Origin of the sequence: Providencia sp. R33 (genome assembly GCF_019343475.1) — a bacterium.
In the GTDB taxonomy this organism is placed as follows: Bacteria; Pseudomonadota; Gammaproteobacteria; order Enterobacterales; family Enterobacteriaceae; genus Providencia.
Map to the genome: position 1 here is coordinate 1,620,243 of NZ_CP072453.1, position 24,341 is coordinate 1,644,583.

The window sequence follows — 24,341 nt, forward strand, 5'->3', positions numbered from 1 at the left end:
AAAACCGCAATTAAGCGGCTTTGTTTGTGATTTAGTTATTTGTTAGATCATGAAAATGAAGATGGGTTTGCTTTACATGCTAAAACAAGAGATTGACTCGCTCTTAGTGTGAGGTATGAATTATCACCACCTCCGCTTCGCGCAGATAATCGTATTGTGATTTTTGTGTTTTTTTGCATTTTCGGGATTCTAACGTAGCAAGATGCTATAGCAGACCATGACCTGTTATAAAATCCATTAGTTTGAGTTACACCTGTAGTTGTGACTGTGACAGTTTGCTTAACCCCATTTGCAAATACATCTATAAAAAAATCACCCTGCAATGCGTGTTCCATATACTCAGATGAGAAGTGCATTGTCGGCATGATTAAATCGACGTCGTAAGGCAGTCCCCCTACATAAGTTGTTGACGTTTCAACTGAGATATCTTTATTTTTATAAAACTGCTGTGAAACTGATTCATAGATTGTACCTGTTGCGACATCACCTATAAATTTTTCTGCATGAACAGTGCCTTTAAAATCCCCATCCGTTGCATAAATCTTCCCCCTGAATATCCCGTCATTAAATTCTGGATTGCCGTTTTTAGGTATCTGCCAGCCTTTTTCACCTTCCTTGTAATCATTAGACTGAATGATATTACCGATTTTAGCATTCGTAATTGAGCCATCTTGAATGAAACCCGCACCAATAAAGACTTGGTTATTAACAACTGCAAAGGGGGTAACAAATTGACCATTGGCATTATTTAAAATAGCAAATGTATCAGCGCTGAAACCAATCTGTGTCTCAACTTTACCGTTTTTAACACTAGCGCCCATCATGAACTTAGCATCATAATATTGGCCATTCCAATTAATGCCGGTCTTAATTGTATAGATAGCAGAGCCATTTCCCTTGTGATCGAAAACAGTTTGCCCCCGCAACTCAATTGCCGCCTTGTTATCACTAATTTCCGATTTAATGAGTTCATTAACCTCCGCTTGTGATTTCTCATTATCAGAAACTGTTTTCTTAAGAGTGGTAATGCTTGAATTGAGATTGTCAAACTGAGCCTCAATCTTTTCAAATGATTGCGCATAAGCAAGCTTATCGTTGGCAACCACTTTATCAACGCGCTCAATAGATGCTTTAGCGCGTAGAAGTTCAGTCCCCTGCATATTCTGCTGGGCGGTTAATTGCATACCGATTTCAGCTAATGATGATTCCGCATCCGCATGCGTGTTTTGAATGTTGGCAATCGATGCATCGTTATCTTCAAAGTGGGATTTAGCCTCCTCTTTTGCCTGCGTTAGTGCTTCGCTGGTATTCGCTGTGGTCTGTTTCAGCGCGTCGATACTTGCTTGAGTATCTTCATGCTGACTTTGCTGTGATTGCTGAATTTGAGTTGTCGTTTCTTCAAGTGTCGCAATAGATTTAGAGTGTTCCGTAACGACTGCATTGATTTTCGATAACTCGCCTTTATTCTCAGCAATATCTTTTCCAAGTTCTGCGCGCACTTGCTCCGTGTGCTCAGAAGCCGCTTTTTTATCCTCAGCTTGCGACTTGCGAATATCAACAAAAGTGGCCTGATTATCTTTGTGCTGTGCATCGACTTTTTCTGATAGCTCAGCTTGCGATTTATCCGTATCAGCAACCGCTTTTGATATACGGCTCACCTCCGCATTGGTTTTGGTTAATTCAGTCCCTTGCTTGTTGATACTCGCCGTATTTTGAATAATTGATTCAGATAATGCTTCAACATCTGACGCTTGGGTTTGCGTTAAATTTGCAATTGATGCCTGTGTTTCTTCATAATTACTCTTCTGAGTTTGCTTGATTTCAGTTTGTGTTTTATTGAGATCCGCAATAGCTGTTTTTTGCTCATCAACGCTGCTGCTGACTTTCGATAATTCACGGCCCTGATTATCAATCCCCTCCTGCAGCTTGTCGTCACCCGTTTTAATTTCAGCACGTAATTGCTCAGTGGTTGATGCAATGGTTTTGCCCTGCTCCGCGACAGTTTCTTTAATTTCAGTTATTCCGCTTTCATTACCAGCAATACGCGCTTCTAACTGAACACCCATCGTTGCTCGGGCTTCTGTCTCTGTTGCAATCGCTTTCTCATTTTTTGTGATTTTTGCTTCGGATTTAAGCTGTTTATCATTCAATGAGTTATGCGCTGCGCTCAACTGCATCAATGCTTCTGAAACAGTGAAGTCTATATTTGAGACGGTTGTCTCAATATTAGTAATATAGCCCTTATGCTCTTCAAACTGCGCAATTGTGCTACGTTCAAACTTCGCTTGAGCTTCTGTTAGCGTTGCCGTTGCAGTTTCAACTTCAGTTACACGACCCGTTACTCCATCAACATCGGCTTTAACTTGACTGATTTGCTGCGCTGAGGCCTTTTCATAAGTCGCTTGCGCTTCTTTGACTTCAAGGATTGATGACGTATTAGAACCAACCGTAACGCTAATTTGCTCTTGCCAACGCGCTAGGACATCTAAATCTGTCACTCGAACTTGTTCAAGCCTGAATATTTCAGCTTTGCGATCCGCAACTTCTTCACTGAGTTTAAAGCTAACTTGTGTTGTGAGTTGTGTGTTCTGCATGACCGCTTCACTCACAATCTCAACATCGGTATTGATTTGAACAACTTTGTTATTTAAGTCAATTGTCTTGCTATCGATATCAACAAGGTCATGCTTAATTTCGAGTTGTTCTAACGTTAGATCCTCAATATGGTCTTTGTTAAAGTCGATTTGCTTTTGTAGCTCCTGACCCGCTTCAGTGCTGAGAAACTTATCGCCAACCGCTTCCAGAATACCCTCAACATCTGTTGATGATTCACCTAAGACAAGGCTTGTCCACTCTGACTCGTTCCCGCTTTTATCCACCAGCCTTGCACGAAAATAGAACCGTACACCCGCTTTGAGTCCTGACATACGATAGGATTTGAGTGGATAAGGCACATCCGCCAGCAACTGCATAGAATCCGCGGTGTTTTCGAGGGAATACTGTAGCTCTGTTTTAAGAGAATCGCTGGTATTTACATCAAAGCCCCAATCCAATGTAATACCCCAAACCTCTGAGGTCGCACGTAGATTAAGTGGCTTCGGTGGATTACCTTCTTTACCGTTGAGTTGGGTTTCTTCCGCACTAGCCCACACGCTAGAAATTTCAGATGCATTAATTGCGCGTACGCGAACTTGATAACGCCCGGCATAAATACCATTGACCTCAAAGCCCAGTGTCGATGTACGTGGCGCATTTATCCAGTTACCATTATCTCGACGCCATTCGGCTTCATACGCAATCGCACTCTCAGCGGCTTCCCAATCAACACGCAATGTGGTGAATGCAATACCTTGGTCTACTTGTGAATAGGAGGAAATGCGCACGTTTTTCGGTGCTGGCTGCACATTGGGTGGAATAACTGTAATAGGCCGTTCATCAATACGCGCACCTGAGTCGATGTGACCATAATTGTCAGGGTTATGAATGGTACCGTTAATAGTGTAAGTATTATCACCATTGTCACTGATGTTAATCACTCGATACAGTTGAACGGCTAAGTCGTCAGAATCCACCACCCACACAGCTTCCTTTTGGGGTACTTGTGAATATTCAACAGAAACCGTCACAACCTTTTTATTTATGGCCGTAACTGTTCGCCCCTCAGAGCCACCGCTCGGTAAATTCACAATTAAGCGATCACCCGCTTTAATTGAGGTCGTTCTGTCGAGGGTAATTTTACGGCCTTCGACTGATGAAATACGACCACCCGTATTGCGCCCCGCTAGTGATGAATCAGCAACTGCGATAATATGACCAGGAGAAGGTATTGCCCCCTCTAACCCTGTCGCAAAGGAAATCATGCGGTCATTGGCATTGGTTAATAATGCCCAGCGTCCACGACGATTGGCTTCAGTTCGACGAGTGCACCCAATAGCCGATAACTCCAATTTTCGAACACCATAGCGCCGCTGAAGCTTTAAGTCTGCAATAGGCTCTACATCATCATTGCTGTGGTTATCGATATTCGTAAAAGAAACCAAGGCCTGAGTATAGCGATTCTGAATACTGCCGCCTGAATATGACGGCTTACCACCGACGATATTCGCATTGGTGAATGTACGGAAAATAGTCGCTGGCATATCAGCGATAGCATTCACTTTATTGTCCGCCCAGAACGTCATGCCACGGAAAATCGCCGCAATATCACGCAGGACGGTATAAGCCGACTCTTGCGATTGAATATACACATCACACAAGAAGCGGGGCTCTTTACCATCACCGCCATGTCCATCTGGGACTAATTCGTCACAATATTGTGCAATTTTATACAAATCCCATTTATCAATTTGTGACGCCTTGATACGGTCACCACAGCCGTAACGGTTATTGAGTACCAAGTCATAAAATACCCATGCTGGGTTATTCGTTGCAGCCAGTTTAAACGTTCCATCCCACACACCCGAATAGGTCCGATTAATGGGATCATAATTTGTTGGTACCTTAATCAACAAGCCCCCTTGTGGGCGCACACTGACTTTAGGAATACGGTTATTAAATTGACGGGCATTAAAAGTAATGAATAACAGAGCCGTATTTGGGTACCGCAATTTGGCGTCAATCACTTCCGCAATCGCGGCGATATTAATTCGATCCGCAATACGTGCATTATTCTGGTTTTTCGTTAAACGGCGAACACGAACTTGCCAACCTGTAGAAGCCTTGGGTAAATCAATGCGGTGCGTTCTTGGGTACTCGCTGGTGGTCTTACCGTCAAAGGCGGATTTAACCACGTCTTTATAGCCAGCCCCATCCGTGGAAAGCTCAATGACATAATCGACACGATAACCTGTGGTATCACCGTTATCGTGTTGCTGGAGAAATTGAGGCGCAGACAAACGAATGCGGATTGCCGATAACTGGGTGTTATTGACCGTTCTTACATATGGCTGGTCGTCTTTTAACTCCATCCCCACCGCAATTTCATTATCAACGGAGGGGATACCTTGAATATATTCCTGATGTTCACTACCGGCACGAAATTCCCACGTCACACCGTCAAAGTTTTTAGAACCATCAGCATTACCGATTGGGGTATCATCAAGAAAAATACACGTATCATCTAATCCACCAGCTATTTCCCCTTCAGAAATAGCAAGCAGTAACTTTGCCGTTGATTCTGCTAATAGGCTGTCTTTTTGCTCTACGGGTGTCCGAGGTTTGGAACTCCCACCTTTCGCGCCTTGAATTCTCATATTTCACCCATAAAAAAACCACCCGTAGGTGGTTAAGTTGAATTACTGTTGTGTTATTCCCAGTGCTCATCGCCCGCAACTAAATTAAGAGCATAGAATATCGTTTTCTTTTGTTCATCCGTGAATGTGTGCCACATTTGCTGCAATTCAAGTGGTGCATAGTTTCGCCAACAGTGAACTTTTTCACGCTTATCCCAGTGTGGTTTTTCCCAATCACAACCTTCAGCAGCGAAATCAACTCGACTGCGAACAATGAATGTCATTGCTGATCCTCCGTGTATATTCCTGCGGAGATAATTGCGCCGCCGATTTCACGGCGACCGAGCCCATAAAGTAGTGGTACTGGATTGCCTTGAGCTGTGGTATTGACTGTACCACCAAAAGCATACGATGGTTTATTATCCGCATCTTGACGTATTGATATTCCGCTTGGCTGAGGTGACAACATTTGCATTACGCCACCAATCGCTGTTGCCGCCCCAGCCAGAGCGAGTGCGCCCCCCGCAAAACCGCTAGCACCAAATGCTGCCCAACCAGCAGGCCCCATCATCATAGCAGCACCAATCATGGCCACACCTAAAATAGTTTGGAAAAATCCACCTCGTTTACTCCCTTTAATCACGAGTACGATGCGAATATCTTCGCAGGTATCAAGATGTAGCTCATCCTCGGTAATATTGCGCTTACCTTTAAATACGGCAAATTCGAGCCCTTTAAGATGTGCATTAGCAAGAAACTGCTCAAAACCTTCATAGAGCACAGTCAATGCTTTTATAGCTTCACGAGGGGAGTCAATCGCTAATTTATGCTCTCGCCCAAACTGGGTACCGAGTTGGCCATAAAGGCGTATTGTTTTAAGTTCAGTCATGCTAACTCTTTCCTCCGAACAATTTTAACCGTCCGATCACGCCAATAATCGCTGTAGGGAACAAGTCGACTCAGTTGGCCATATAGGTGATGAAGTAACATGCCGTCAACTATCACCCCTGCATGGTTGGGAACATCGGCTTGCACTTGCATAATCACCATGTCACCTTCTTTAGGCTCACCAGTGGCGTCGACAAAACCCGCTTTCTGGTAATTATCCATATACAGGTTTTCGCCTTCTTCCCACCAGTGCCTATCGACGCTGTAGTTATGCAGCTCAATACCGTGTTTTTGTCGGTAGTAGTCCATAATTAAAGACCAACAATCTGCATGCCCAAGCACAAAGGGACGCCCTTCTAATTCTCGCCCTGCTCGAGGCTGAATGAGTCGAATATCACCTTCTGGCCATGATGCGATAATCCACGGTAACCCCGTAGCATCACACTGTAACTTATCGATTTCAGAGGGTTGAGTCGTCACACCATCACCACAATGACTGTGCACAATCGCAATAGGATCCCCCCAATCTTCGGCAACAGCATAGTCCTCTGGAGAAAGTTCAAAATGTTCGTTGGGGTTATCGGAAAGGTTACTGCAGGGGAAGTATTTTTTGACTCGGCTTTTTTGGCAAATAACACCGCAGGCCTCTTTGGGATATTCCGCTTGTACATGCTGAAATATCGCCTCGGTTAATTTCTTTGTGATCATCGTATTAATCCTGCTGCAGGGAACCCTCCAAAGTCCAAAGGCTCATTATCACCAAAACGTTTTTTACAATCACTGATAAGCCCACCACATTTATCTAACGATGGATCATCGACAGGCTCACCCCGTTCATTGAAGTACTTATTGCCCGTATAGTTACACCCTCGACCGCTCCGATAATCGCCTTTCATACACCAGTAACACAGGTTATGTATCTGGCGAACGGGTATCATCATCCCTTGCAAATCGAATGGGCTCGATAGCTCAAACCCAACGGATCCACCAGCAACTTCACTAATTTTTTGGTCAATGTAATAAACTTGAGAAAAGAACTCATCAGCATTAGCCATGGCGTTCCCGTCTGGAAAGTTTTTTGCATCAAGGTAATGCGAAAAAGTTTCATAAATAGTGACTTTCGCTTGTGCCATATCGTCAAAACGCAAACACAGAGATGAAATTAATCCATCAATATTAGACACTCTCAGTGTTGGTCTTGCGGGGCTCCCATCACTATTTTTTGCCATCCCATCTAATTCATAAGGCCATGCACCATATTCGTTACCTTGCCACCAAATTGGCTTGGGTTTTATGTTATCCCCAGCGGCATCAATTTCTTCTGGTGTATGAGGGATATTGTAGGCATGAAAGCGAAGAATAGGTGCATCAAATTCACTACCATCAACTTCTATTAATTGGACTTTATTACCTGGCTCTAGTTTTTGAATGTCTGAGGTTATATTCATGCGCTAAATGCCTGTTCAAATGTTGCTGTGATAGTGATCATGCTGCCACCAATAGGTTTCAATGTGATGGAGTCAGCCTTTACTCGATACAGCCCCTTCTCCCCAAAAGGGGGCGTCCATATAAATGATTTTGTCGCGTGCCGCCGAATAAAAGCAAAAATGGGCATAACTTCTGTTTTTTGCCCCGTATAAGTAAATGGCCATGACTGAGACTCAGTGTTAATGCCATCGCCAGAAACCTGTTTGTAACCATCACCAAACTCAACTTCTTTTATTCGGTGGCGAAACTCGCCTGTTGGCGTCTCCTGTATTTGAGTGCGCCATTTAAATACTTCAGCCATGGTTTTACCTATAAAAAAGCCACCTGCTGGTGGCTGTTATTTACCGTTTATCTTTCGATATAAATTTGATGCGGGATTGCGAAGCAGTTTATTAACACCCGTTTCTACCATTTGTTCGAATTCGCGCGCCACGGCACCATTACTGATTTGACTTGATGAGGCTTGCTGCTGAGAGTTACCAAAATTAAAGTCCCCCATACTAATATGGACTTGAGGTCCGCCAGCAGGTTGCATTCCATACATACGCTGAACAGGTACATTCGCCATAGGATGATTGTTTCCAACGTACCCACCAGAAGCATAACCCTTTTCGGCACTTTTCATTAATGACATTAGCGAGGTAATACCTAAACGACTTGTGGCTTCTTTTGTGAAAACAAACTCACCTTTATGGACAACGCCTGCTGGTTCGTACTTGTCACCTGACCCCGTAAAACCACCACGCGCAAAGCCCGGCTTAATACCTAAGAAGTTACCAAAGCTAGTACCACCAAATGCTGCTGTCATCGCCTTTAGTGCTGCAGCCTTTATCAGCATATCGGTAACCATCCGAGCAAACGAACGCCCAAAATCACCAAAATTAGCCTTGCCTGTCATAGCCCAATCCGTGAGAGAATTAGTCATCCCAACAAAAGCAAACTGCGAGGCTTGAGCGACTTTTCCATAAGTGTTGGTTGCGTCTTCTTCAAACTCCGCAAAACCCTTCTTGATACCGTCACGCCAGTTTCCCCGAAGTTCATCTTCCTCACGGTAAAACTCTTCTAACTTGGCTTTTTGCTCAGGTGAATCCGCCTTTTCTAATGCGATATTACGCTGGTATTGTCTATCGGTTAATCCTGCGCTGCCTTTTAAAGCCTGAATACGATTTTCAATCTCTTTAATACGTTTAGCTCTTTCCTCAAGCAGCTTGTTTTCACGGTTTTGCTTTTCCAAAGCATCACCTTTAACTGCAAGTTCACGCTGCCCAGACAAAATAGACTCACGTCTCATTAACAGTGATTTTTCATCAGCCGTTAATTGACGCTCACCTTTTTTAACGATCCTATCCAAGATAGTGAATTGGGCCTCAGTAAGCATAAGTTGCTTACGTTCGTTACTCACAATGCGGTCACCTGTTTGTGAGAAATCACGAGCCACTTTTGTTTGCGCCTCGAGTGCTAAAAGCTGTTTTTGGAGATCTTCATCGTGGCGGGTACCATAATCAGGGCGGTATTCCTTACCTTTTGGAACACGCTTATCCTTGAACTGTTCCTCAATTCCCCTTTTATAGGATTCAATTTGTTCCTGTGTAAAAAGCGCTTTGCGACCCTCTTTAGCATCTAGCTTATTTTCTTGAATTAATTTATTAAGCTTTTTGTACTCCTCGCTTCTCCTCTCAGCTGCTGTCTGCCCCCGTTTGACGCCAGCGTTAAAGGTCTCTTGGTTCTTAATAGCCCTTTCTTCATCTTGTCGAGCTAACCGCCCTTGTTCGATTCTTAATCCCTCTGCCGCCCAAGACTTATCAATAAGTTCATAGGCTTGTGTTTTTAGCTCAACATCACGCTCAGCATTAGCTAAACGTTCGGCATCTTGTTTTGTATTTACATTGTTTCCCTCATACCCTTTAGAATAACCGAGAGTTTTCTGTAATTGATTATACTGTTTTTGAGCTTGCTGAAGTTCAGTAAATGCTGTCTGCCTTTCCAATGCAAGACCAGGGTTTCTACCCACACCTAGCATAGCATCCCAGCCTTTAGTCGCTGCGTTCTCAATCCAATTCCACGCACGCTCTAAAGTACCAAGGTTATCCACGATAGACATTGAGCGCTGATTCATTGCCTCGGCATAGGCTTTAGTTGCAAGTTCAGCCGCTTTTTCCGTGCGGCCTTGCGCTTCTGCTGCCGCAATTTGCTCATACTGCTTAGCGGTTAAAAAATGCAACGAGTTATTTAACTCTGTTACCGCTTTAACTGGATCATCTTTAAGACGTTTAAAGTGCTCAATCGTTTTATCGATATCCTGCCCGATTGCTTTTTCCATCTTTGCAGAAATATCAGCAACAATACCGACTTGATTGCCTGAGAATGCACCAGAACCCACCACTTTCGCTAACGCATCGGCCATACGATATTGCGTAATGCCATTACCAGAAAGCTGCTTAGCCAATGAATCAAGTTGCGAAGCTGTTTTTCCTGCATAGCTCCCCGTTAAAATAAGTTGCTTATTGTACTCAGTGAATTCTTGGGATCCTTTATAGGTAGCTATCGCCAGTGCGCCTGCAGTGCCCACCAGCCCAAACATCGCAATGCGCATTGGTGTAATTAATGACAACACCGCTTTGAATGAATTTCCAACGCCACCAAAGGAATCTTTTATTTGCCCACCTTGCTGAACCATGACCAACCAAATAGGCATACCTGAAGCCAACGAGGTCACAATATCGGTCATTTGCATTGGCAATTGACGCATAGCATTACGATACTGCCCTAATGTAATAGCGCCATTGCGGTAGGCCTGATCTTGCTGCTTTAACTTCGCTAAATACGGTTCTGCCTGTTGGCTCACACCTAATTGAGCCGCTTTCATTTGCAGCAATTCAGATTTTGTTTTACCTATTGCGTCCGCTTCATTTTTTAACGCTTGAATAAAGCTTTCTTTGGCTTGAGCCTCCCTCGCTTCTGTGGCCGCTGCTATTTGTTGCTCTCTGGCTAACTCTCTTGCCGCTTGAGCTGCTTGTTTTTGCTCGGAAGCCAGCCTTGCCGTGCGTTCTTCCTGCTTTTTCATCTGGGTAATGATGGGAGCAGCTTCTTTTGAAATCCCCATCTGAGCAGCTTTGTACGACAACATTTCTGTTTTACTGGCACCATACAGAAAAACTTGCTCATGCATTTTTCGTAGAAAGGAATCCTTTAAAACAGAAAGCTCTTTTTCAGCGACAGATAATCCACTGGTACGATTGGTGATATCTTCAAGTAATGCCTGATACCGCTCAGTATCAATATTGCCTTTTTGGTATACTTGGGTCAGATTCTCTCTGATTGCGGTCAGTTTTGCTGTTGAACCCGATACTTTTTCAATACTTTCAATTTGCCTCGCGAACGAGTCAGCAACTTTTGTATTACCTGATTCCGTCTCTCTTACCGCTTTTTTAATCTGATTTTCCAGTATGGCAAAATGCACACCACTAATTCTTCCACTTTCATACTGCCCATTCAGTTTTTTCAGAATTTCTGCAAATTGATTGCTCGCATCACCCGCTTTCTTTATGGATAGAATTTGGTCTCGCAGTGATGAGGCATTTTCCTTGAACTTCGCATTCATGTTATCAACAGAGATAACCGTTTCTCTTTGTATTTTGGTTAACTCAGAAATAGAATGGGCTACTGCCTTGTGTGCTGGCTCAGACTGTTTAAACGTACTATTTAACTCATCAACGGATTGATCTGTCCTGCTGGCGGCTTGTTGTAAATCATTTAGCGCTTTAGAACCTTTTTCGAGTTCGCTAGTGCTGACCTTAAATGAAATACTGGCTATTTCTTGTGTCATAACTTTCCTCGGGTACAAAAAAACCACCCGAAGGTGGTTATGTGTGACTATTAATGATTATTACATCGACCATTTTAGTTTATTGGGCTCGTACTTAAATTGCATCATGCCTTTGCCTAAAATAGGAAGCTCTATATATAGGATTTTTGCGCCAGATAATTCTGTTGAAAAATTACGCATTCCAATAACAAATCCCAAAAACTGATTTTTTTTATCGAGTTCAAATAATAATTCTTTAATTTCGCCGCTATCAGCTTTCATTAGTCCAGAACAGATATCCCCTACTTTGCAATCAAATTCAGCGCCATTTAGGGAAAAGTGAAAGTTATATGCTTCTTTGTTATTATAGCCTTCCGCTATTAACGTTATTGCTACACCTTCATTATCCTTCTCTGGTGCTAAGCTTGCAAAGTACTGAGTAGTTCCTCGCATTTCATCAACTTTCTCAGAATACTTCCAGTCAGCAACAGCCCCAAACCCAATCGAACAAAGTAAAAATCCTAATAATAGTTTTTTCATCCAGTTACCACCTCAAATTAATCATATTCATTTTATAATTATTCGCCATGTTCACTATTGCATCAAACCCAGATAAAAATTGTATAGGGTCGCACTGTGAGATATTTTTTATTGGCAACCATTCAAACCTATATCGGTTTAATTTTACATTAATCAGATATCTGTCTTCTTCTTCGCCTGTATCATGATTAAATATTTGAGAATAACCCGCAACAATAACGAAATCTATTTCGTTACATACTCTAAATGCTACCCCAGCAACTCTTAGAGCCACAGAATGTACATGCCTTGCATAATCATAGTAATATTCTTCGGCTGTTTTTAGCCGCTCACCATTAGATACTGGCGTGTCTTCAATTTCTGGTAAGTCCACATCTATAAATAAAGTTCTAAGTTCAGAGTCATAGTGAAATGCTACAATAGTCTCTCTCGACCAATATGTTGATAAAAACACATGTTTCAGTCGCTCATCTACCGATCCTGTTTCTATAATGCCATATGAACTTATGTCGCTATGGATATCAATAATAAACTCAGGCTTACCCGAAAACCCTCTATTGTACGACTCTTGGTAAATTACTGATTTTCCTTTATCTAATTTCAATACATTTGTATATTTATCTGTGCTTATATTGCCATTATGGGCGTTCGGGCTAACCTCTCGCCATTCAAGCTTGTAAGGAAATCCATAAACAATCCTAGGCGTTTCCTTAGAAACAACACCAGTCTCCTCAAGTTCTAACATCAACCTTTCAACCCTTTGCGGTGTGATGCCAAACATGCTTTGTAATGTTAGTTCAGATACCGATTTTTCATTAATAACAAAATCAACAACTTGCCAATACAATGGATCTAATCCTAATGATTTAGATTTCATAGTACTCTCCGATAAGCTTTATTTTTACTTACGGATGTTATCAAACAAATACAGAAACCTTCGATTATGAGACTGGTAATGTGATCTAAATTACACCCCACCAGCTGGTGGAAACGAAAATCAGAGCAATAAAAAACCCACCGAAGTGGGCTAGTCTGATTTAACTCTGAATATCGAACAGTATTCAATACCTATTCGCTCTTTGCAGAGTTGCCTTGAATCAAAATCTCTTGACCAATTACACAACCAACTGTCCAATTCATCAAGCGAATATTCTTTGGTTGCTAATCCGCGAGCCATTTCTACCACTTCATCCTCTGGTGCTGTTAGCTCATAGCCATTAAGCAATAAAAAAACGTATCCCGCCATCATGGCAGTTCGTTTGTTCGCATTGGCAAAAGGGTGGTTTTGTATCAGACTTTCAATTAATACGGCAGTAAGAACAAACATGTCATCTGTCTGCTCATAATATTTCACTTGGCTTGGTCTTGATTGGGATGAGCTAAGGTTATTGAAGTTCAATACTTCGATTGGCTCATTGGGAGTTTGCAGCTCTATCAATATTCTATTGATGTTTATTAGATCATCGGTAGATAGATAGTTAATTCCTTCAACAAACTCCCCTGTGATATTTATCACTCACTATACCTTAGCTAATTTTTCCATGGCTTTTTCATAGCGAGTGAAACCAAAGTCAAAAGCATTCTTGACTTGATTATCATGATTTCCTTGCTCGCTCATGGCAGCTCTTGGTGCTGCAATTTTACTTTTGTCACGAGCAGGTATATTTAAGCGATTAGGCTTTTGCAGTGCGTGACCCATATTAACCTCGTTATAAACCAATGAGTTATAAATTACATCTAGGTATACGATCCGTATTACCTGTGGTTATAATGTAAGTTAAGTTACATTAAGTCAATAGCGTTGCTTGTATTTTACATTGTCATACGTATAATTCGCGCCCCGCGAGATTGCCACGTTCCACTTTGTGCTGCAATAGAAAGCTATTGTTCAATGCAAATCTAAACGTTAAATATCGCTGCACAAAAAACTGTATAAATAAACAGATTTGATTATTTAGGGCATTGTAAGCCCTATTTTTTATGGAGCAATTCTAACGCTTTTGATTCCATCAGTTGAATATCTTTAATCACGGTTGCCAGATCACAAATACCGTAAGCACTGGCCAGCATGGGGATAACGGTATAATCAATCCCAGTAGGACCGTCCATACTGACCCGCCATTGTGTTGATAGCGCTTGGAATAGCGTGACTGAAGCTTCAATATCTGGGGTAACCTCAACATCATTGTCATCAAGATCCCCCAGCAAATCTAATTCAATCGCTGACAGTGGCTTACTGTAAAGTGCCTGCGCAACCGCTAGGAGTTTTTTTCCCGAATACCTAAGAGCGCTTGGCGATAGGACGTAAAAATTTCGAAAGCTGCCCCTGGGTAGTTATCGAAAAATTCTGCCACATTATCGTGGTTAAACTCGCGATCTTTAAATCCCCACCCTTTCGCAATTTGAAGCAAAAATCCTGTATCGGTTAGATCGTCAGCTTTCCCCATCTCATCCAGTTCACTCATTTTCTTGTGAACGAATACAAACGGTAAATCACCTTGCTTACCGTCAGGTGTTGTAATTTTGACAGTATGTTCAAATGTTGGTGTTGGGTTATAAGTTAACTTAGCCATTATTCGCCTTTTCATTAATTGTAATAACTGAATTGACTGTCACATCGTCAACCGTGGCAGTGATAGTCACTTTGCCCGCGGCTTTCAGTGTGACTTTACCTGCGGTATTCACAGTCGCTTTTGCGGTATCAGAGCTCTTCCATGTCGCATTCTGATTGGATGCATTAGCAGGTGTTAAGGTGAGGTTGAGTAAAATCGCCTCTCCCACAACACCTGTGGCAATCGGTTTATCAATTGTGAGCTCAGATACCGGGATTACTTTGCGTGGGCGTAGACAGACTGTTTAGAACGCAAAGAGAAGCGAACGGTCGTTGTTTCAATTTCGTTCACCGCCGTATCAGGAATTTCTTTATACGAGGTCGATGCCAAATAATAGCGATCTTGTTCGGCACGTTTATTATAAAAACGCACAGCCACCAGCGACTTACTTTCATCATAACCCAGCAATAAAGCATGATGTTTAGCATCGGCGTTATAGGCTAATGTGTAAGTAATGATGTACGGGTTCTTAAAGGTGTCAATGCTGATTGCCTGATCATCCTCAAGAAACTGAATGCTGGTGGACTGCTGGTCGCCCCCTTCAATGCCCACCGTCGTCACACGCTTGATTTGCGTCCAACCCGTGACCTTCTTGATAGTGCCCATTGCTTCTTCTGCTGGATATTTAGATTTATCCGTACTGTCAAAGCCTTCAATGGTGATATTGCTGGCTGCAACCGTTTTAACCCGTTTAGGGCCATTTAAATTACTCCAGCTGTCACTGATGATCACAACATCACCCGCTTTAATATCGCCCGCGCTTGCAACAGTAAGAACAACCTCACTGGCATTCGATGCAGCAGTAATCGCGATTGCTTCACCATATCCACTGGACACCGAAACAGTAGAACCATTAGGAATGCTATATTCCGCCATAATGAACCTCTTTATTTATGCATAAAAAAACCGCCAGCTGGCGGTGTTATCGAACTGAATCACATCGATAGGATGTGCGTATGGGAATGGTGTAGTGGGTATCCCCCACGAGAGGGGGTAATTGATTTGGCTCACTATTGAGATAAAGGGTTTTGGTCAGTGTGAGTCCATTCTCAAGCTGAGCTTTAATGTTATCCGCAATCAGGCTTAAGTGTTCGTCACCGCTCCCCACCTTGCCTACAAGATTAATTTGAATGACCCCTTTTAAAATCGGCATATCGAGCGCTAGCCCCATATTCTCCGTTGCCGCTGGCAAAATATGCATTTGCAAATAAGGGGAGTTAATTTCATCAAAAGCCATATTAGGCCATGCCACCTTTAACCCCTCTTGCTTCGCAATCTGAGCCACCAGCGCACGTATTGACTGATTAATTTCGGATTGCTTCATGATTTCACCTCAGCCATGGCCTCTCTAAAGAACTGACTCACGTTCTGTGCAGTGATAGCCACCATGCCATTCGGGGCTTGCTTTGAATGGCCCATTTCTAACGGGTAAGCATAGGGCACATTATTGGTAAAGTAGATAGCACTCATGCCTACCTTGAAGTGCTTAATGACGTAATTTCCCATAGAGACGGTCATGCGGCCTGATTTATCAATTCGTCCTGTCTCACCGTCTGCAGGTGTATCAAACGTCACTTGCCAGTTACCCCGAAAACGCCCACCGGTATAACCCGAAGGGGCTTTGATATCCATGGAGTCATTGATACGCACGCGCTTTTTTAACTGGCGTTTCTTCGGAGTAAGGTTATTAGGGTCTTTTCTAAGTTCTTCATTGTGTTCAAATACTGCTTGGTTATAACTGACTGCCGTCTGGTTGACTTCCCAGAGTTCAGGATTACCGACAGGTGACATTTGAACCAACTGAGCCAAAATTTTAAACCCCGTTTTCTTAACAACCGTTTCCATGTCTGTTTGGGCATTATCAACAAACAGGTTAATTGAACGCATAAATGATTGTGACATGTCACGCCCTCAATTGAGATTGATAGCAAATTACGAGTTCAGCAGGTTTAATTGGGTTAGGCTCTTGTACACGCAACCACACCCCGTCAACGAATACCCGATCCCCTTTCTGAATAACCGTGTCAGGTGAAAAGACCATTTTGATATCTGTCGCTAGAATAAGCGTCCCGTCAATATCATGAGGTTTGTATTGCACCTTAACCCCTGTGGCGAGAAACTCGGTTTCAGGCGCGTGGTGCTCTTTTCCCGTCTCATCATCAACCCAATGTTTGCCATCCCGTTTAACTGGGTATGAAGCACCGTATTTCTTCAGCATTCGCAACGCTGTGTGGTGACCACGCTGATAGATATTCATGGCTACCTCATTGCAAACGTATTAATGGCGAACCCCTCAGAGATATCAATCAAGCCCGATAATAAGCCTTTTAACCAAGCAAAATTCGGAGCGCCTGTATTGGTGCCTTCCGCGTATTTCAAATCAATTGCGCCCTCAATACGTTCTGCAATGATTTCCCCGCCTAAAGTGGGTTGCAGGTCGTTCTCTTGAGATTCAATGGCTAAGCGGCATTGGGCTTGGATAACTTGCTGAGGAATAATCTCACTTGAAACCGCAATACCATCACGAATTAATCCCGTACGAGGAAAAGAGAGCAGCTGATGAACATCGGTTCGCTTGCCTAACCACTTTTGGGATTCGAGATAGTCCATGGCCACAATGAGCAATCCTTCTAATCCCTCATTAGGGAGCGTTAACTGCCTTGCTGAAGCATAGGCCTTTAAATCCGTTACGCTAGCATAGCTGTTAAAGGTCAGGGAGGTTTTATCTGAATCAATCATAAGCCCCTCAAAAATAAAGGGGCAAAGTGCCCCTATTATCATTTACCATCAGTAGCGTTCTCAGTCTCCACTACTTTTGGCTCAGTTACTTTCCCACGTCTGCACCTGCATCGGTCAGCTTGATCATGACGCCCGCTGTTAACTTGTCGCTCTTAAAGTGTTTTTTCCAGTTACCCGCTGTACCCAGCTTGGTTAAGTCAGGGTTTTTGCCTTTTGCTTCATCCCAGCTATAGCCAAGAACCCCCACGTTAACCACGCCTTCACCACGATAACCAATTTCCAAGTTCTCTTTGTCGTTGATTTCAAACGAGCGGAAAGTCGGCTCTTGGGATTCAGTGATAGTGACAGCACCAGGAACAAGACCAAAGATAGCATCCACTGGCGCGGTATCTGTGACTAACACAGGTTTACCCAGCGTACCGGGCTGACCGCCATAGATAACAACACCCGCCTCTTCATACACTTTGTTATCAATAGCCTGATCAACAATGTCAAAATAGGTCGTTGAATGCATGACAAATAAATTAACACGGTTGAATTTATCACCGTATTTGCGTAAACCTTTGGTCAGTGTTTTCTTGCCATCGGTCGCAATATCCGCCGTGACAACCATCTCTTTGTTATTGCCGATCGCTGCACCTAATGCAGCCAAAGAGTATTTAATATACCCCTCTAACGAAGCATCTGCTGCATCCGTACCCACCAGCTCAGAGAATTCAGACACATCGCGACCACGGCGTTTAAATGCCTCTTCGGTTGTTGCGTATGGGCCATATTTCCACGGCGCTTTGACATCAACCGATTCTCCTGCACCGATTTTTTTACTCTCAACGGCTTTTGTTGAATCAACGTCACGGTGCTCAATAGATCCGCCGATTTGATAGAAAGCACGTTTACGGAAATCACCTTCAATAAATAGGTTATCCAGTACAATTGCACCATTCGATGCTTGGTTGAATACCGCTAAATTATCTTGGCGACGCTCTAAGAACGCGGTTTGTGCCAAATCATTATAAATTACTAAATCACTATTAGTTGTCGTAGCCATTACTTATATTTCCTTACTCTTTTGGAAGTCTTAAATAGGTGTCACGGCCATAGCGGCGAATATATTCAGCCTTTTCGCTGGCGGACATTTGAGAACGTTTAAGGTGTGCACCACCTTGCTTATGTTTCCCCGCGTCTGTACCCGATGCGGCAGGAAATAAGTGCGGTGCGCTTTCTTTCAGGGATTCAATCCATTCAATAGGGGATAACTGTGTTCGGCCATCTTTGCCCATGATTGGATCCCCATCTTCATCAACAGCGACGGCCTGACCTTCGTCGTTGATTTGAAAAATGCCTTTGGCACGTAGAATTAAATCTTCTTGCGCACTGCTTAATGCGCCCGCTTTACCCGCCGCTGAACGAATTTCATCGCCCAACACACGTGCGCGGAATTTATTGGCAAAAGCTTCCGCTTTCTCCACGCGGGCATTAGCCTCTTTTAACTGCTTATCTGTATCGCCACGCATGCGCTCGGTACGCTTATTAATGACTTCATCAATCTTGCCATCTGCAATGAGTTTGGCTTCTTCGTCATTTTCAAAGCGTTTAAGCATCCCTTTCACCGTGTCAGGGTCAATACCATCAAAGCGCTTCAGGTTATCGCCTTGCTCTTTGATTTTGCCGAGTAACTCGGTGTTCTTGGCTTTTAGTCCAGACACTTGCTGGTCGATAAGGGTTTGAATTTCAGGTGTGATTTCGGGAGCACCACCAGCACCGCCCCCTTTATCCTCGCCACCAGCCTGTGAATAGTATTTGCGTTCGATATTCATAAATAACATGTGATTCCCCTTGGGATTGAATGCGCCTAGCGCGTTGAGTTAGTTCAGCCCTCAGCTGAATTTAAGCCATAAAAAAAGACCTACTAGAGGTCTAATATTGAATACTTGAATGAGTTAACGATGCCTGCGTTTAACCACATCAGGCGAGGTGGTCTATTACTCCCCAGTAATAAATCAGATATACTTTGGCTTCCCCAGTGATAAAAAGGACTAAATCAATGTCTAAAAAGGTTATTACCGATCATAACCCAGTAGAGAGGGTCGCTTTTGATATGGCTTTAGCATTAGCCGCTAAGCAAAGTTCAATTAAAACGCCTGATCAATTGATGGCTGAAATTGAGGCGCTTTACCCAGAGTGCTATGAAGCTGCTGATAAGCAAAAAAGAAAAGAAACTGAGCCGCTACCAAAGGATCTATATTTTAACCATTAGAAACTTATCTTCGATCGCCTTACGCAATTCGCTAAGCGGCATACTGTAAATAAACTCCTTGCCGCTTTTTAACACCAAATGCCCCTCAATACCGTGATAGCCTTCTTTTTCATACATATGACATATTGAGTCTTTATTAATGACATACTCAATGCCTTCATATTCTAACGTGAGAAATTGACTCGTTTTATTCACCATAATTACCCTCTGTCACTGATAGCCCGCCTCTTTAAATGCCCGTTCATCCAGCGCTTTTAATTCGGACAACAGAATAAATTCGCCTTTATCGGTATAAAACTCAGAAGGGGCCATGCCGCCCTCTTTCATCAATCTAAACCGCACTTCACCATACACTTGGCGCTGTCGCCATTCTGGTTGCCTTTGGATCCACTCTAAATACGTCGTTTTAGCGGGAACTTGCCCATCCATCGAAGCACGAGTTTCATTGTCCATTTCATCCACATCAATGCCTAAATCACGCCACGATTTAAGAATGAGTGTTTCCGTTGAGCGGCATCCCCAATGGATTTTGCCGGGGCCGCGTTTATAGGGAACCTTATGACCAATCGGATGACCGCTTAAAGTATATTTCAGCCTGTCACGCACAATACAATCATGAGAGGTTTTGTTATCCAGCGTTGAGAGCCACTGTTTGCAATCAATGATGTCTTTATTGGCGTCCACTAAATGTTCACGTGCAGTGGCTTGCACATGATTGATAGCTGTTTTGGCTAGCGTGGTGGCATTTGCACGGCTCATCTGTAATGCGCCGTCTTTATAATTCTGCTTCGCATGACCACGAATTTTTCGCCCGATTTGAACGGCGCTATCCCCATTGAGATAACCATTACGCACGGTATTGCTGATACGGGTCATACGGTCTTTTTCTAGCCCTGATGCCCACTCAGACAATAACTTCCCTTGGAAAGGTCGAGACATCGCTGAGGCGTATAACATCTCCTCGCTGATCCCCATAAAGGGATAATGGCGTAATACTGCATCAGGCAGCAGCGCATTGAACAAGGAAGGATAAAAACTGACTTCATGAAAAGCATACGCCTTCATTTCATTTGATAAAAACGCAAATGCCCGCTCTATTGCTTGACCATTAATCCGTTCGACGCTGGACAATAATGACTCCAACCGCCTAACCGTAAAGCTATTGATATCAATGTCAGCATCATCCAGTACAGTAATTAATGTTGCCGTGAGCTCAGCATCGAACTCATTCAATACCTTGACCATACGTTTAGCGACGCTGGTGGAATAGCGACCCGAAAAGAGCGAATGAGCCATTAACTCATCCATTAACTGCGTATTCACGGATATCACGTTTCACCTACCATCGTGGGCTGCTGGGTATTCAGTTCATCCACCACCACCTCAATATCATCTGCAGGGTCGATAACATCGTATTTTTGCAAACTACGGACTAAGTCAGACTTACGTATTGCACTGGATTGCCATGCTGAAACTATTTCGCGGATCATCGCACTGTCTGCGATGTGGTTAACAAGGTCTTTGTTAATCTCAAACGAAATGTCTGCAGTATCTAAACCTAAGTATTCAGCACACCACATTAGCGCTTTACTAAATGCATCGGAAACGTTTGAACAGCAAATACTCAAAATGGAAGTTTGGGCATTCTGTTCACCGACAGACTGAATAACCGTTTTGACCTTGCTATCCGCAGAGACCAATTGAGCACCCAACGCAACCATATAATCACGCTTACTGTCCATCGCCTCTTTAGCCAACATGTTAGGTTGTGCTTGAGCGTAACCAAAAAAGCCGTCTTTAGGCAGCATAACAGGTGAACGAGAGCCCACAATAACCCCTGTTTTCTCTAAATGATCTCGCCACGTGGTATCTAACCCACCAAGGTATGGCTGAACTTGGCCACAAAAGAAAACAGAGTCCTCATAATCGGCCGAATTTCGATAATGCCCTAGGTTAATCTTTGCCAGCCCCAATAAGGGTGCCTCGTCTATCGTGTGGTCATTATTCTGCGCCCCAATAAACGTAAACGGGATTTCATCCCACACACCATTGCCTGCACGCTCAGGCATGTACTCAGAATCGATTTGAAATACACTTTGCCCTGCCGCCTTACGATAAACACGGCAAATGAAATGACCGTCTTCAATGGCTAATACACGGTATTGAACCTCATCCTTAAAACCAAACCCGTCCTCTTCTTCTACCGTTTCACGCAATACCACCAGCGTTAACATCGTGCGCCCATTAATACGCGCTGTACGCCAGTTAATGATGTCTTCAGCACGATATTGGAATATGTACGGGAGTTTCGAATCGCTGTTGTAATCCACATACAGACCATGCCGACCGACTTCTAATACTGACTCAAGTGAAGACTGAGCCAATTGATAGATACTTGAACCTGCCCCGTCAGCATCGTCTTTTAAACACGATAGCTTTTCGATAACGGCAACTAAGGGGTCTTTTTTAAACGCCATGCCTATCATACCGTTTCGGGTATTGCCCGTTATGGGGTAAAACACGGCCCTGTCTTGATAGTCTTTGTTACGTTTCTTTTTACGGGCATCATCCTGCTCGACAAGTTCTGGCAAATAAGTGTTTATATCCTCGCCACCTCGACATACATCACGGACTAACTTCCATTGAGGTGCAGCCGCTTTGTATTCAGGGCGAGTAAAATCAACGTTGTTTGTACTCATTAGAAGGTTGTTCCTAAATTAATGCCAAAGGCTGGACGACTCGGTTTATGGAGAACACGATAGCGTGTACTATCCCAGTCATGATCTTCTTGCTCGGTATCTACATCATCAGGGTTTTTAGAGTCTCGAACTAAAACAGGAACTCGACTGATCCAGCCTCGGCAATAGTCAAAGACATAAAATGCCGCTTTTTCTGGTATGCCTGACTCTTTTTTCTTACCTTCAATCACGGCCTCGAGCATATCGGCAAAAAGTGATGCACCGTTAATACGGGAGCCGGGGTTTTTATTCGCTTTCATCCATTCGACACCTTGAGCCTCCATTTTTTGTGCGATAGAGTCCTCATCATCGTTAGGGGTATAGATAGAATTATCTGCAGGACCTTGAATCACCTTTTTACAGATATTTGGCATAATATTCATTTGCCCCTGTGTAATACCGTCTTGAACTATTTCACTAGGGATAACGCTATCTAAGCCAGCTAAGCGCTCATCAATCCACTTAATGCCTTTAGCAACATTGGTTGATGACATATTCAGCCCCTTGTTGAGCTCATCAGGCGGGCACCCATACCACTCACCAATCAAAATTAACGTCCCTGCTGGTGGGCAAAACTTACGACCATCGGGTAAGGTGGCTTCGGTACCATCCGATTGCGCCCACCATAAGTTAGAAAATGGCTTTGACTCCCCCCAGTCATGGGAGCGGTCAACAATCCAACTGTCGGGGATCTGAAACGGCTTAATAACATGGTGTGTTGCATTCCAAAGATGGTCAAAACGCCCCCCGCTTGTCACATCCCAAGAGCCTTCCACCCACGCCTTTTTACGGTTTGGATCTTTAATGCTCATGAGCGTGGCGATGTATTGGGGATCTAAGTACGGATTTTCTTTAAATGAACCGTGGATAGCGACGCGAGTTAATGTGATTTCTTCGTCACGCTCAGTTTGAGGGTTAAACACTTTCTGTGTTTCCCGAATAACGGTTCCTCGTGGCTTTGGTTCGATAAAACGCTTTTTCACCCATGTATGACCAATACCAAACGGGTTGGTCGTACTGAAAACCTCAAGCGGAATAGGCTTTAGTAATGTGCCATTTTCAAGGGGGTAATCTTTTGGCCTAAATGATGAACGTCGACAAGAGAACATTGCCTCATAGAAATCAGCTGATTTTTGCTTGGTTAACTCGTTAAAACCAATAAAGGGAAACTCTTGCCCATGGTAATCCCAATAATCATCCGCTTCTTTACCAAAACGAAATAGTAACTCTTCACCTGTCGGCCATACCCAACGCAATTCTGAGGCTGAAGCAAGAAAGCGAGCGCCATCTTTAAACAACCGATACATACGCTTTGATTGCGTGATGATGTCAGCAAGGTTTTTGTATTCCGTGTCAAATATGATACCGCGCCAAAATGAACCATAGCCAATACCCACATTGCGCCTAAAACGGGCAAGCTGTGCCGCTGTTTTACCAGGACCTCGCGTGCCTTCATACAGTATTTCATTGCATGGGCAACTTAAGGATAACGACTGCGAACCAGGCAAAGGCTTCCAAACTACGTTGTAATTCATTCACCTAATACCCCGCCCTGTTGCTGTTGTGCGACTTTCTCCCAATCATCCACGCTGTCACAAGCAGGAACAGGCATAATGTTGTGCGTCGTCTCAACTTTCTGCTCTACCTTGTGTCTGTTGGTATAAACATCCCCACACTCTTTTGCTGCTTGTTCAGCCAATTGTGCCGTTAACGCAAAATTACGCATGTTCTCAGCTTTAACCGCCATTCGGTCTAACATTCTCAAACGGTAGGCTTTATTCGCTATGGGGATGTCTGTTATTTCGGTTTGGAATCGTTCGCGGGTTTCATTAAAAAGCTCTACCCACTTTTTCGCCAATTTACGCCCACTTGACTTTGTTGGGTCATGAGATTCAACTTGCTGGCGGCTCACTTTTAACCCAAATTCATTTTTGACGGACTCAACCACTTGAGAGGGGGTGTCATAGCAGGCAAGGGATTGAATAATATAAATTTTAACCTCTGATTTTAACGCTGCCATAATCAATACCTGTCAAAACTAGT

27 protein-coding genes are annotated in these 24,341 nt (G+C 43.5%); 1 reads left to right on the forward strand and 26 read right to left on the reverse strand.

The window, feature by feature from the left end; translation table 11 throughout:
- Nucleotides 1-47: 47 nt before the first annotated feature.
- The 21 genes from gpJ to J6836_RS07640 all read right to left on the reverse strand — a co-directional run bounded on the left by gpJ (nucleotide 48) and on the right by J6836_RS07640 (nucleotide 19,129).
- Complete coding sequence (gpJ, locus tag J6836_RS23125) at nucleotides 48-5,252, reverse strand: TipJ family phage tail tip protein (protein ID WP_219248163.1); 5,205 nt, start codon at nucleotides 5,250-5,252, stop codon at nucleotides 48-50.
- A gap of 53 nt (nucleotides 5,253-5,305) precedes the next feature.
- Complete coding sequence (locus tag J6836_RS23130) at nucleotides 5,306-5,515, reverse strand: recombinase RecA (protein ID WP_219248165.1); 210 nt, start codon at nucleotides 5,513-5,515, stop codon at nucleotides 5,306-5,308.
- Nucleotides 5,512-6,120, reverse strand: a complete 609-nt coding sequence (locus J6836_RS07550; protein ID WP_219248167.1) for a tail assembly protein — start codon at nucleotides 6,118-6,120, stop codon at nucleotides 5,512-5,514. The genes J6836_RS23130 and J6836_RS07550 overlap by 4 nt, the downstream gene beginning before the upstream one ends.
- Complete coding sequence (locus J6836_RS07555; protein ID WP_219248169.1) at nucleotides 6,117-6,827, reverse strand: C40 family peptidase; 711 nt, start codon at nucleotides 6,825-6,827, stop codon at nucleotides 6,117-6,119. Before J6836_RS07555 ends, J6836_RS07550 begins: the two co-directional genes overlap by 4 nt.
- On the reverse strand, nucleotides 6,824-7,567 hold the full coding sequence (locus J6836_RS07560; RefSeq protein ID WP_219248171.1) for a phage minor tail protein L: 744 nt from the start codon (nucleotides 7,565-7,567) through the stop codon (nucleotides 6,824-6,826). The genes J6836_RS07555 and J6836_RS07560 overlap by 4 nt, the downstream gene beginning before the upstream one ends.
- Nucleotides 7,564-7,908, reverse strand: a complete 345-nt coding sequence (locus tag J6836_RS07565) for a phage tail protein (RefSeq protein WP_219248172.1) — start codon at nucleotides 7,906-7,908, stop codon at nucleotides 7,564-7,566. Before J6836_RS07565 ends, J6836_RS07560 begins: the two co-directional genes overlap by 4 nt.
- Before the next feature lie 36 nt (nucleotides 7,909-7,944).
- On the reverse strand, nucleotides 7,945-11,433 hold the full coding sequence (locus J6836_RS07570) for a phage tail tape measure protein (RefSeq protein ID WP_219248175.1): 3,489 nt from the start codon (nucleotides 11,431-11,433) through the stop codon (nucleotides 7,945-7,947).
- 60 nt (nucleotides 11,434-11,493) lie between these two features.
- Nucleotides 11,494-11,952 carry a hypothetical protein gene (locus tag J6836_RS07575; protein ID WP_219248177.1) on the reverse strand — a complete coding sequence of 153 codons (459 nt, stop codon included), beginning with the start codon at nucleotides 11,950-11,952 and terminating at the stop codon, nucleotides 11,494-11,496.
- A gap of 4 nt (nucleotides 11,953-11,956) precedes the next feature.
- A complete protein-coding gene (locus J6836_RS07580) occupies nucleotides 11,957-12,829 on the reverse strand; it encodes a hypothetical protein (RefSeq protein ID WP_219248178.1) in 873 nt (290 codons plus the stop codon).
- 150 nt (nucleotides 12,830-12,979) lie between these two features.
- Complete coding sequence (locus J6836_RS07585) at nucleotides 12,980-13,459, reverse strand: type II toxin-antitoxin system death-on-curing family toxin (RefSeq protein WP_219249432.1); 480 nt, start codon at nucleotides 13,457-13,459, stop codon at nucleotides 12,980-12,982.
- 12 nt (nucleotides 13,460-13,471) lie between these two features.
- The gene (locus tag J6836_RS07590) at nucleotides 13,472-13,651 is read right to left on the reverse strand and encodes a hypothetical protein (RefSeq protein ID WP_006657771.1); all 180 of its coding nucleotides are present in this window, start codon (nucleotides 13,649-13,651) and stop codon (nucleotides 13,472-13,474) included.
- 272 nt (nucleotides 13,652-13,923) lie between these two features.
- Complete coding sequence (locus J6836_RS07595) at nucleotides 13,924-14,160, reverse strand: DUF1799 domain-containing protein (protein ID WP_219248180.1); 237 nt, start codon at nucleotides 14,158-14,160, stop codon at nucleotides 13,924-13,926.
- Nucleotides 14,161-14,210: 50 nt separating this feature from the next.
- The gene (locus J6836_RS07600; RefSeq protein ID WP_164528721.1) at nucleotides 14,211-14,525 is read right to left on the reverse strand and encodes a phage tail assembly chaperone; all 315 of its coding nucleotides are present in this window, start codon (nucleotides 14,523-14,525) and stop codon (nucleotides 14,211-14,213) included.
- On the reverse strand, nucleotides 14,518-14,733 hold the full coding sequence (locus tag J6836_RS07605; protein WP_255586348.1) for an Ig-like domain-containing protein: 216 nt from the start codon (nucleotides 14,731-14,733) through the stop codon (nucleotides 14,518-14,520). The genes J6836_RS07600 and J6836_RS07605 overlap by 8 nt, the downstream gene beginning before the upstream one ends.
- A gap of 47 nt (nucleotides 14,734-14,780) precedes the next feature.
- Nucleotides 14,781-15,440: a phage tail tube protein gene (locus tag J6836_RS07610; protein WP_196719272.1), complete on the reverse strand. Its 660-nt coding sequence runs from the start codon at nucleotides 15,438-15,440 to the stop codon at nucleotides 14,781-14,783.
- Between the two features lie 46 nt (nucleotides 15,441-15,486).
- Entirely contained in the window at nucleotides 15,487-15,888 is a 402-nt protein-coding gene (locus J6836_RS07615; RefSeq protein WP_219248181.1) for a phage tail terminator-like protein, read from the reverse strand.
- Nucleotides 15,885-16,466 carry a hypothetical protein gene (locus tag J6836_RS07620; protein WP_219248183.1) on the reverse strand — a complete coding sequence of 194 codons (582 nt, stop codon included), beginning with the start codon at nucleotides 16,464-16,466 and terminating at the stop codon, nucleotides 15,885-15,887. Before J6836_RS07620 ends, J6836_RS07615 begins: the two co-directional genes overlap by 4 nt.
- A 1-nt stretch (nucleotide 16,467) precedes the next feature.
- Nucleotides 16,468-16,821 (reverse strand): hypothetical protein, encoded by a 354-nt coding sequence (locus tag J6836_RS07625; RefSeq protein WP_196718801.1) that lies wholly within the window; start codon nucleotides 16,819-16,821, stop codon nucleotides 16,468-16,470.
- Between the two features lie 2 nt (nucleotides 16,822-16,823).
- A complete protein-coding gene (locus tag J6836_RS07630) occupies nucleotides 16,824-17,303 on the reverse strand; it encodes a DnaT-like ssDNA-binding protein (RefSeq protein WP_219248185.1) in 480 nt (159 codons plus the stop codon).
- A gap of 85 nt (nucleotides 17,304-17,388) precedes the next feature.
- Entirely contained in the window at nucleotides 17,389-18,351 is a 963-nt protein-coding gene (locus J6836_RS07635) for a major capsid protein (protein ID WP_219248186.1), read from the reverse strand.
- Nucleotides 18,352-18,364: 13 nt separating this feature from the next.
- Entirely contained in the window at nucleotides 18,365-19,129 is a 765-nt protein-coding gene (locus tag J6836_RS07640; protein ID WP_219248187.1) for a hypothetical protein, read from the reverse strand.
- Nucleotides 19,130-19,347: 218 nt separating this feature from the next.
- On the opposite strand from J6836_RS07640, the gene J6836_RS07645 reads away from it, so the two are divergent.
- Nucleotides 19,348-19,560, forward strand: a complete 213-nt coding sequence (locus J6836_RS07645) for a hypothetical protein (RefSeq protein WP_219248189.1) — start codon at nucleotides 19,348-19,350, stop codon at nucleotides 19,558-19,560.
- Here the strand turns inward: J6836_RS07645 and J6836_RS23135 are convergent.
- From J6836_RS23135 to J6836_RS07670, 5 genes are read right to left on the reverse strand one after another with little or no spacing between them, the layout of a single operon-like run.
- Nucleotides 19,543-19,758, reverse strand: a complete 216-nt coding sequence (locus tag J6836_RS23135) for a hypothetical protein (protein ID WP_219248190.1) — start codon at nucleotides 19,756-19,758, stop codon at nucleotides 19,543-19,545. The genes J6836_RS07645 and J6836_RS23135 overlap by 18 nt on opposite strands.
- A gap of 12 nt (nucleotides 19,759-19,770) precedes the next feature.
- Entirely contained in the window at nucleotides 19,771-20,892 is a 1,122-nt protein-coding gene (locus tag J6836_RS07655) for a hypothetical protein (RefSeq protein ID WP_219248192.1), read from the reverse strand.
- Nucleotides 20,889-22,259, reverse strand: coding sequence for a DUF4055 domain-containing protein (locus J6836_RS07660; RefSeq protein ID WP_219248193.1), 1,371 nt, complete (start codon nucleotides 22,257-22,259; stop codon nucleotides 20,889-20,891). Before J6836_RS07660 ends, J6836_RS07655 begins: the two co-directional genes overlap by 4 nt.
- Nucleotides 22,259-23,833 carry a terminase gene (locus J6836_RS07665; RefSeq protein WP_219248195.1) on the reverse strand — a complete coding sequence of 525 codons (1,575 nt, stop codon included), beginning with the start codon at nucleotides 23,831-23,833 and terminating at the stop codon, nucleotides 22,259-22,261. Before J6836_RS07665 ends, J6836_RS07660 begins: the two co-directional genes overlap by 1 nt.
- The gene (locus tag J6836_RS07670) at nucleotides 23,830-24,318 is read right to left on the reverse strand and encodes a DUF2280 domain-containing protein (protein ID WP_147675542.1); all 489 of its coding nucleotides are present in this window, start codon (nucleotides 24,316-24,318) and stop codon (nucleotides 23,830-23,832) included. Before J6836_RS07670 ends, J6836_RS07665 begins: the two co-directional genes overlap by 4 nt.
- Nucleotides 24,319-24,341: the final 23 nt, after the last annotated feature.

Excerpts from the sequence above, each read along its gene's own strand:
- gpJ (WP_219248163.1), bottom strand. The coding sequence starts at position 5,252 with ATGAGAATTCAAGGCGCGAAAGGTGGGAGTTCCAAACCTCGGACACCC.
- J6836_RS23130 (WP_219248165.1), bottom strand. The coding sequence starts at position 5,515 with ATGACATTCATTGTTCGCAGTCGAGTTGATTTCGCTGCTGAAGGTTGT.
- J6836_RS07550 (WP_219248167.1), bottom strand. The coding sequence starts at position 6,120 with ATGACTGAACTTAAAACAATACGCCTTTATGGCCAACTCGGTACCCAG.
- J6836_RS07555 (WP_219248169.1), bottom strand. The coding sequence starts at position 6,827 with ATGATCACAAAGAAATTAACCGAGGCGATATTTCAGCATGTACAAGCG.
- J6836_RS07560 (WP_219248171.1), bottom strand. The coding sequence starts at position 7,567 with ATGAATATAACCTCAGACATTCAAAAACTAGAGCCAGGTAATAAAGTC.
- J6836_RS07565 (WP_219248172.1), bottom strand. The coding sequence starts at position 7,908 with ATGGCTGAAGTATTTAAATGGCGCACTCAAATACAGGAGACGCCAACA.
- J6836_RS07570 (WP_219248175.1), bottom strand. The coding sequence starts at position 11,433 with ATGACACAAGAAATAGCCAGTATTTCATTTAAGGTCAGCACTAGCGAA.
- J6836_RS07575 (WP_219248177.1), bottom strand. The coding sequence starts at position 11,952 with ATGAAAAAACTATTATTAGGATTTTTACTTTGTTCGATTGGGTTTGGG.
- J6836_RS07580 (WP_219248178.1), bottom strand. The coding sequence starts at position 12,829 with ATGAAATCTAAATCATTAGGATTAGATCCATTGTATTGGCAAGTTGTT.
- J6836_RS07590 (WP_006657771.1), bottom strand. The coding sequence starts at position 13,651 with ATGGGTCACGCACTGCAAAAGCCTAATCGCTTAAATATACCTGCTCGT.
- J6836_RS07600 (WP_164528721.1), bottom strand. The coding sequence starts at position 14,525 with ATGGCTAAGTTAACTTATAACCCAACACCAACATTTGAACATACTGTC.
- J6836_RS07610 (WP_196719272.1), bottom strand. The coding sequence starts at position 15,440 with ATGGCGGAATATAGCATTCCTAATGGTTCTACTGTTTCGGTGTCCAGT.
- J6836_RS07615 (WP_219248181.1), bottom strand. The coding sequence starts at position 15,888 with ATGAAGCAATCCGAAATTAATCAGTCAATACGTGCGCTGGTGGCTCAG.
- J6836_RS07620 (WP_219248183.1), bottom strand. The coding sequence starts at position 16,466 with ATGTCACAATCATTTATGCGTTCAATTAACCTGTTTGTTGATAATGCC.
- J6836_RS07625 (WP_196718801.1), bottom strand. The coding sequence starts at position 16,821 with ATGAATATCTATCAGCGTGGTCACCACACAGCGTTGCGAATGCTGAAG.
- J6836_RS07630 (WP_219248185.1), bottom strand. The coding sequence starts at position 17,303 with ATGATTGATTCAGATAAAACCTCCCTGACCTTTAACAGCTATGCTAGC.
- J6836_RS07635 (WP_219248186.1), bottom strand. The coding sequence starts at position 18,351 with ATGGCTACGACAACTAATAGTGATTTAGTAATTTATAATGATTTGGCA.
- J6836_RS07640 (WP_219248187.1), bottom strand. The coding sequence starts at position 19,129 with ATGTTATTTATGAATATCGAACGCAAATACTATTCACAGGCTGGTGGC.
- J6836_RS07645 (WP_219248189.1), top strand. The coding sequence starts at position 19,348 with ATGTCTAAAAAGGTTATTACCGATCATAACCCAGTAGAGAGGGTCGCT.
- J6836_RS23135 (WP_219248190.1), bottom strand. The coding sequence starts at position 19,758 with ATGGTGAATAAAACGAGTCAATTTCTCACGTTAGAATATGAAGGCATT.
- J6836_RS07660 (WP_219248193.1), bottom strand. The coding sequence starts at position 22,259 with ATGAGTACAAACAACGTTGATTTTACTCGCCCTGAATACAAAGCGGCT.
- J6836_RS07665 (WP_219248195.1), bottom strand. The coding sequence starts at position 23,833 with ATGAATTACAACGTAGTTTGGAAGCCTTTGCCTGGTTCGCAGTCGTTA.
- J6836_RS07670 (WP_147675542.1), bottom strand. The coding sequence starts at position 24,318 with ATGGCAGCGTTAAAATCAGAGGTTAAAATTTATATTATTCAATCCCTT.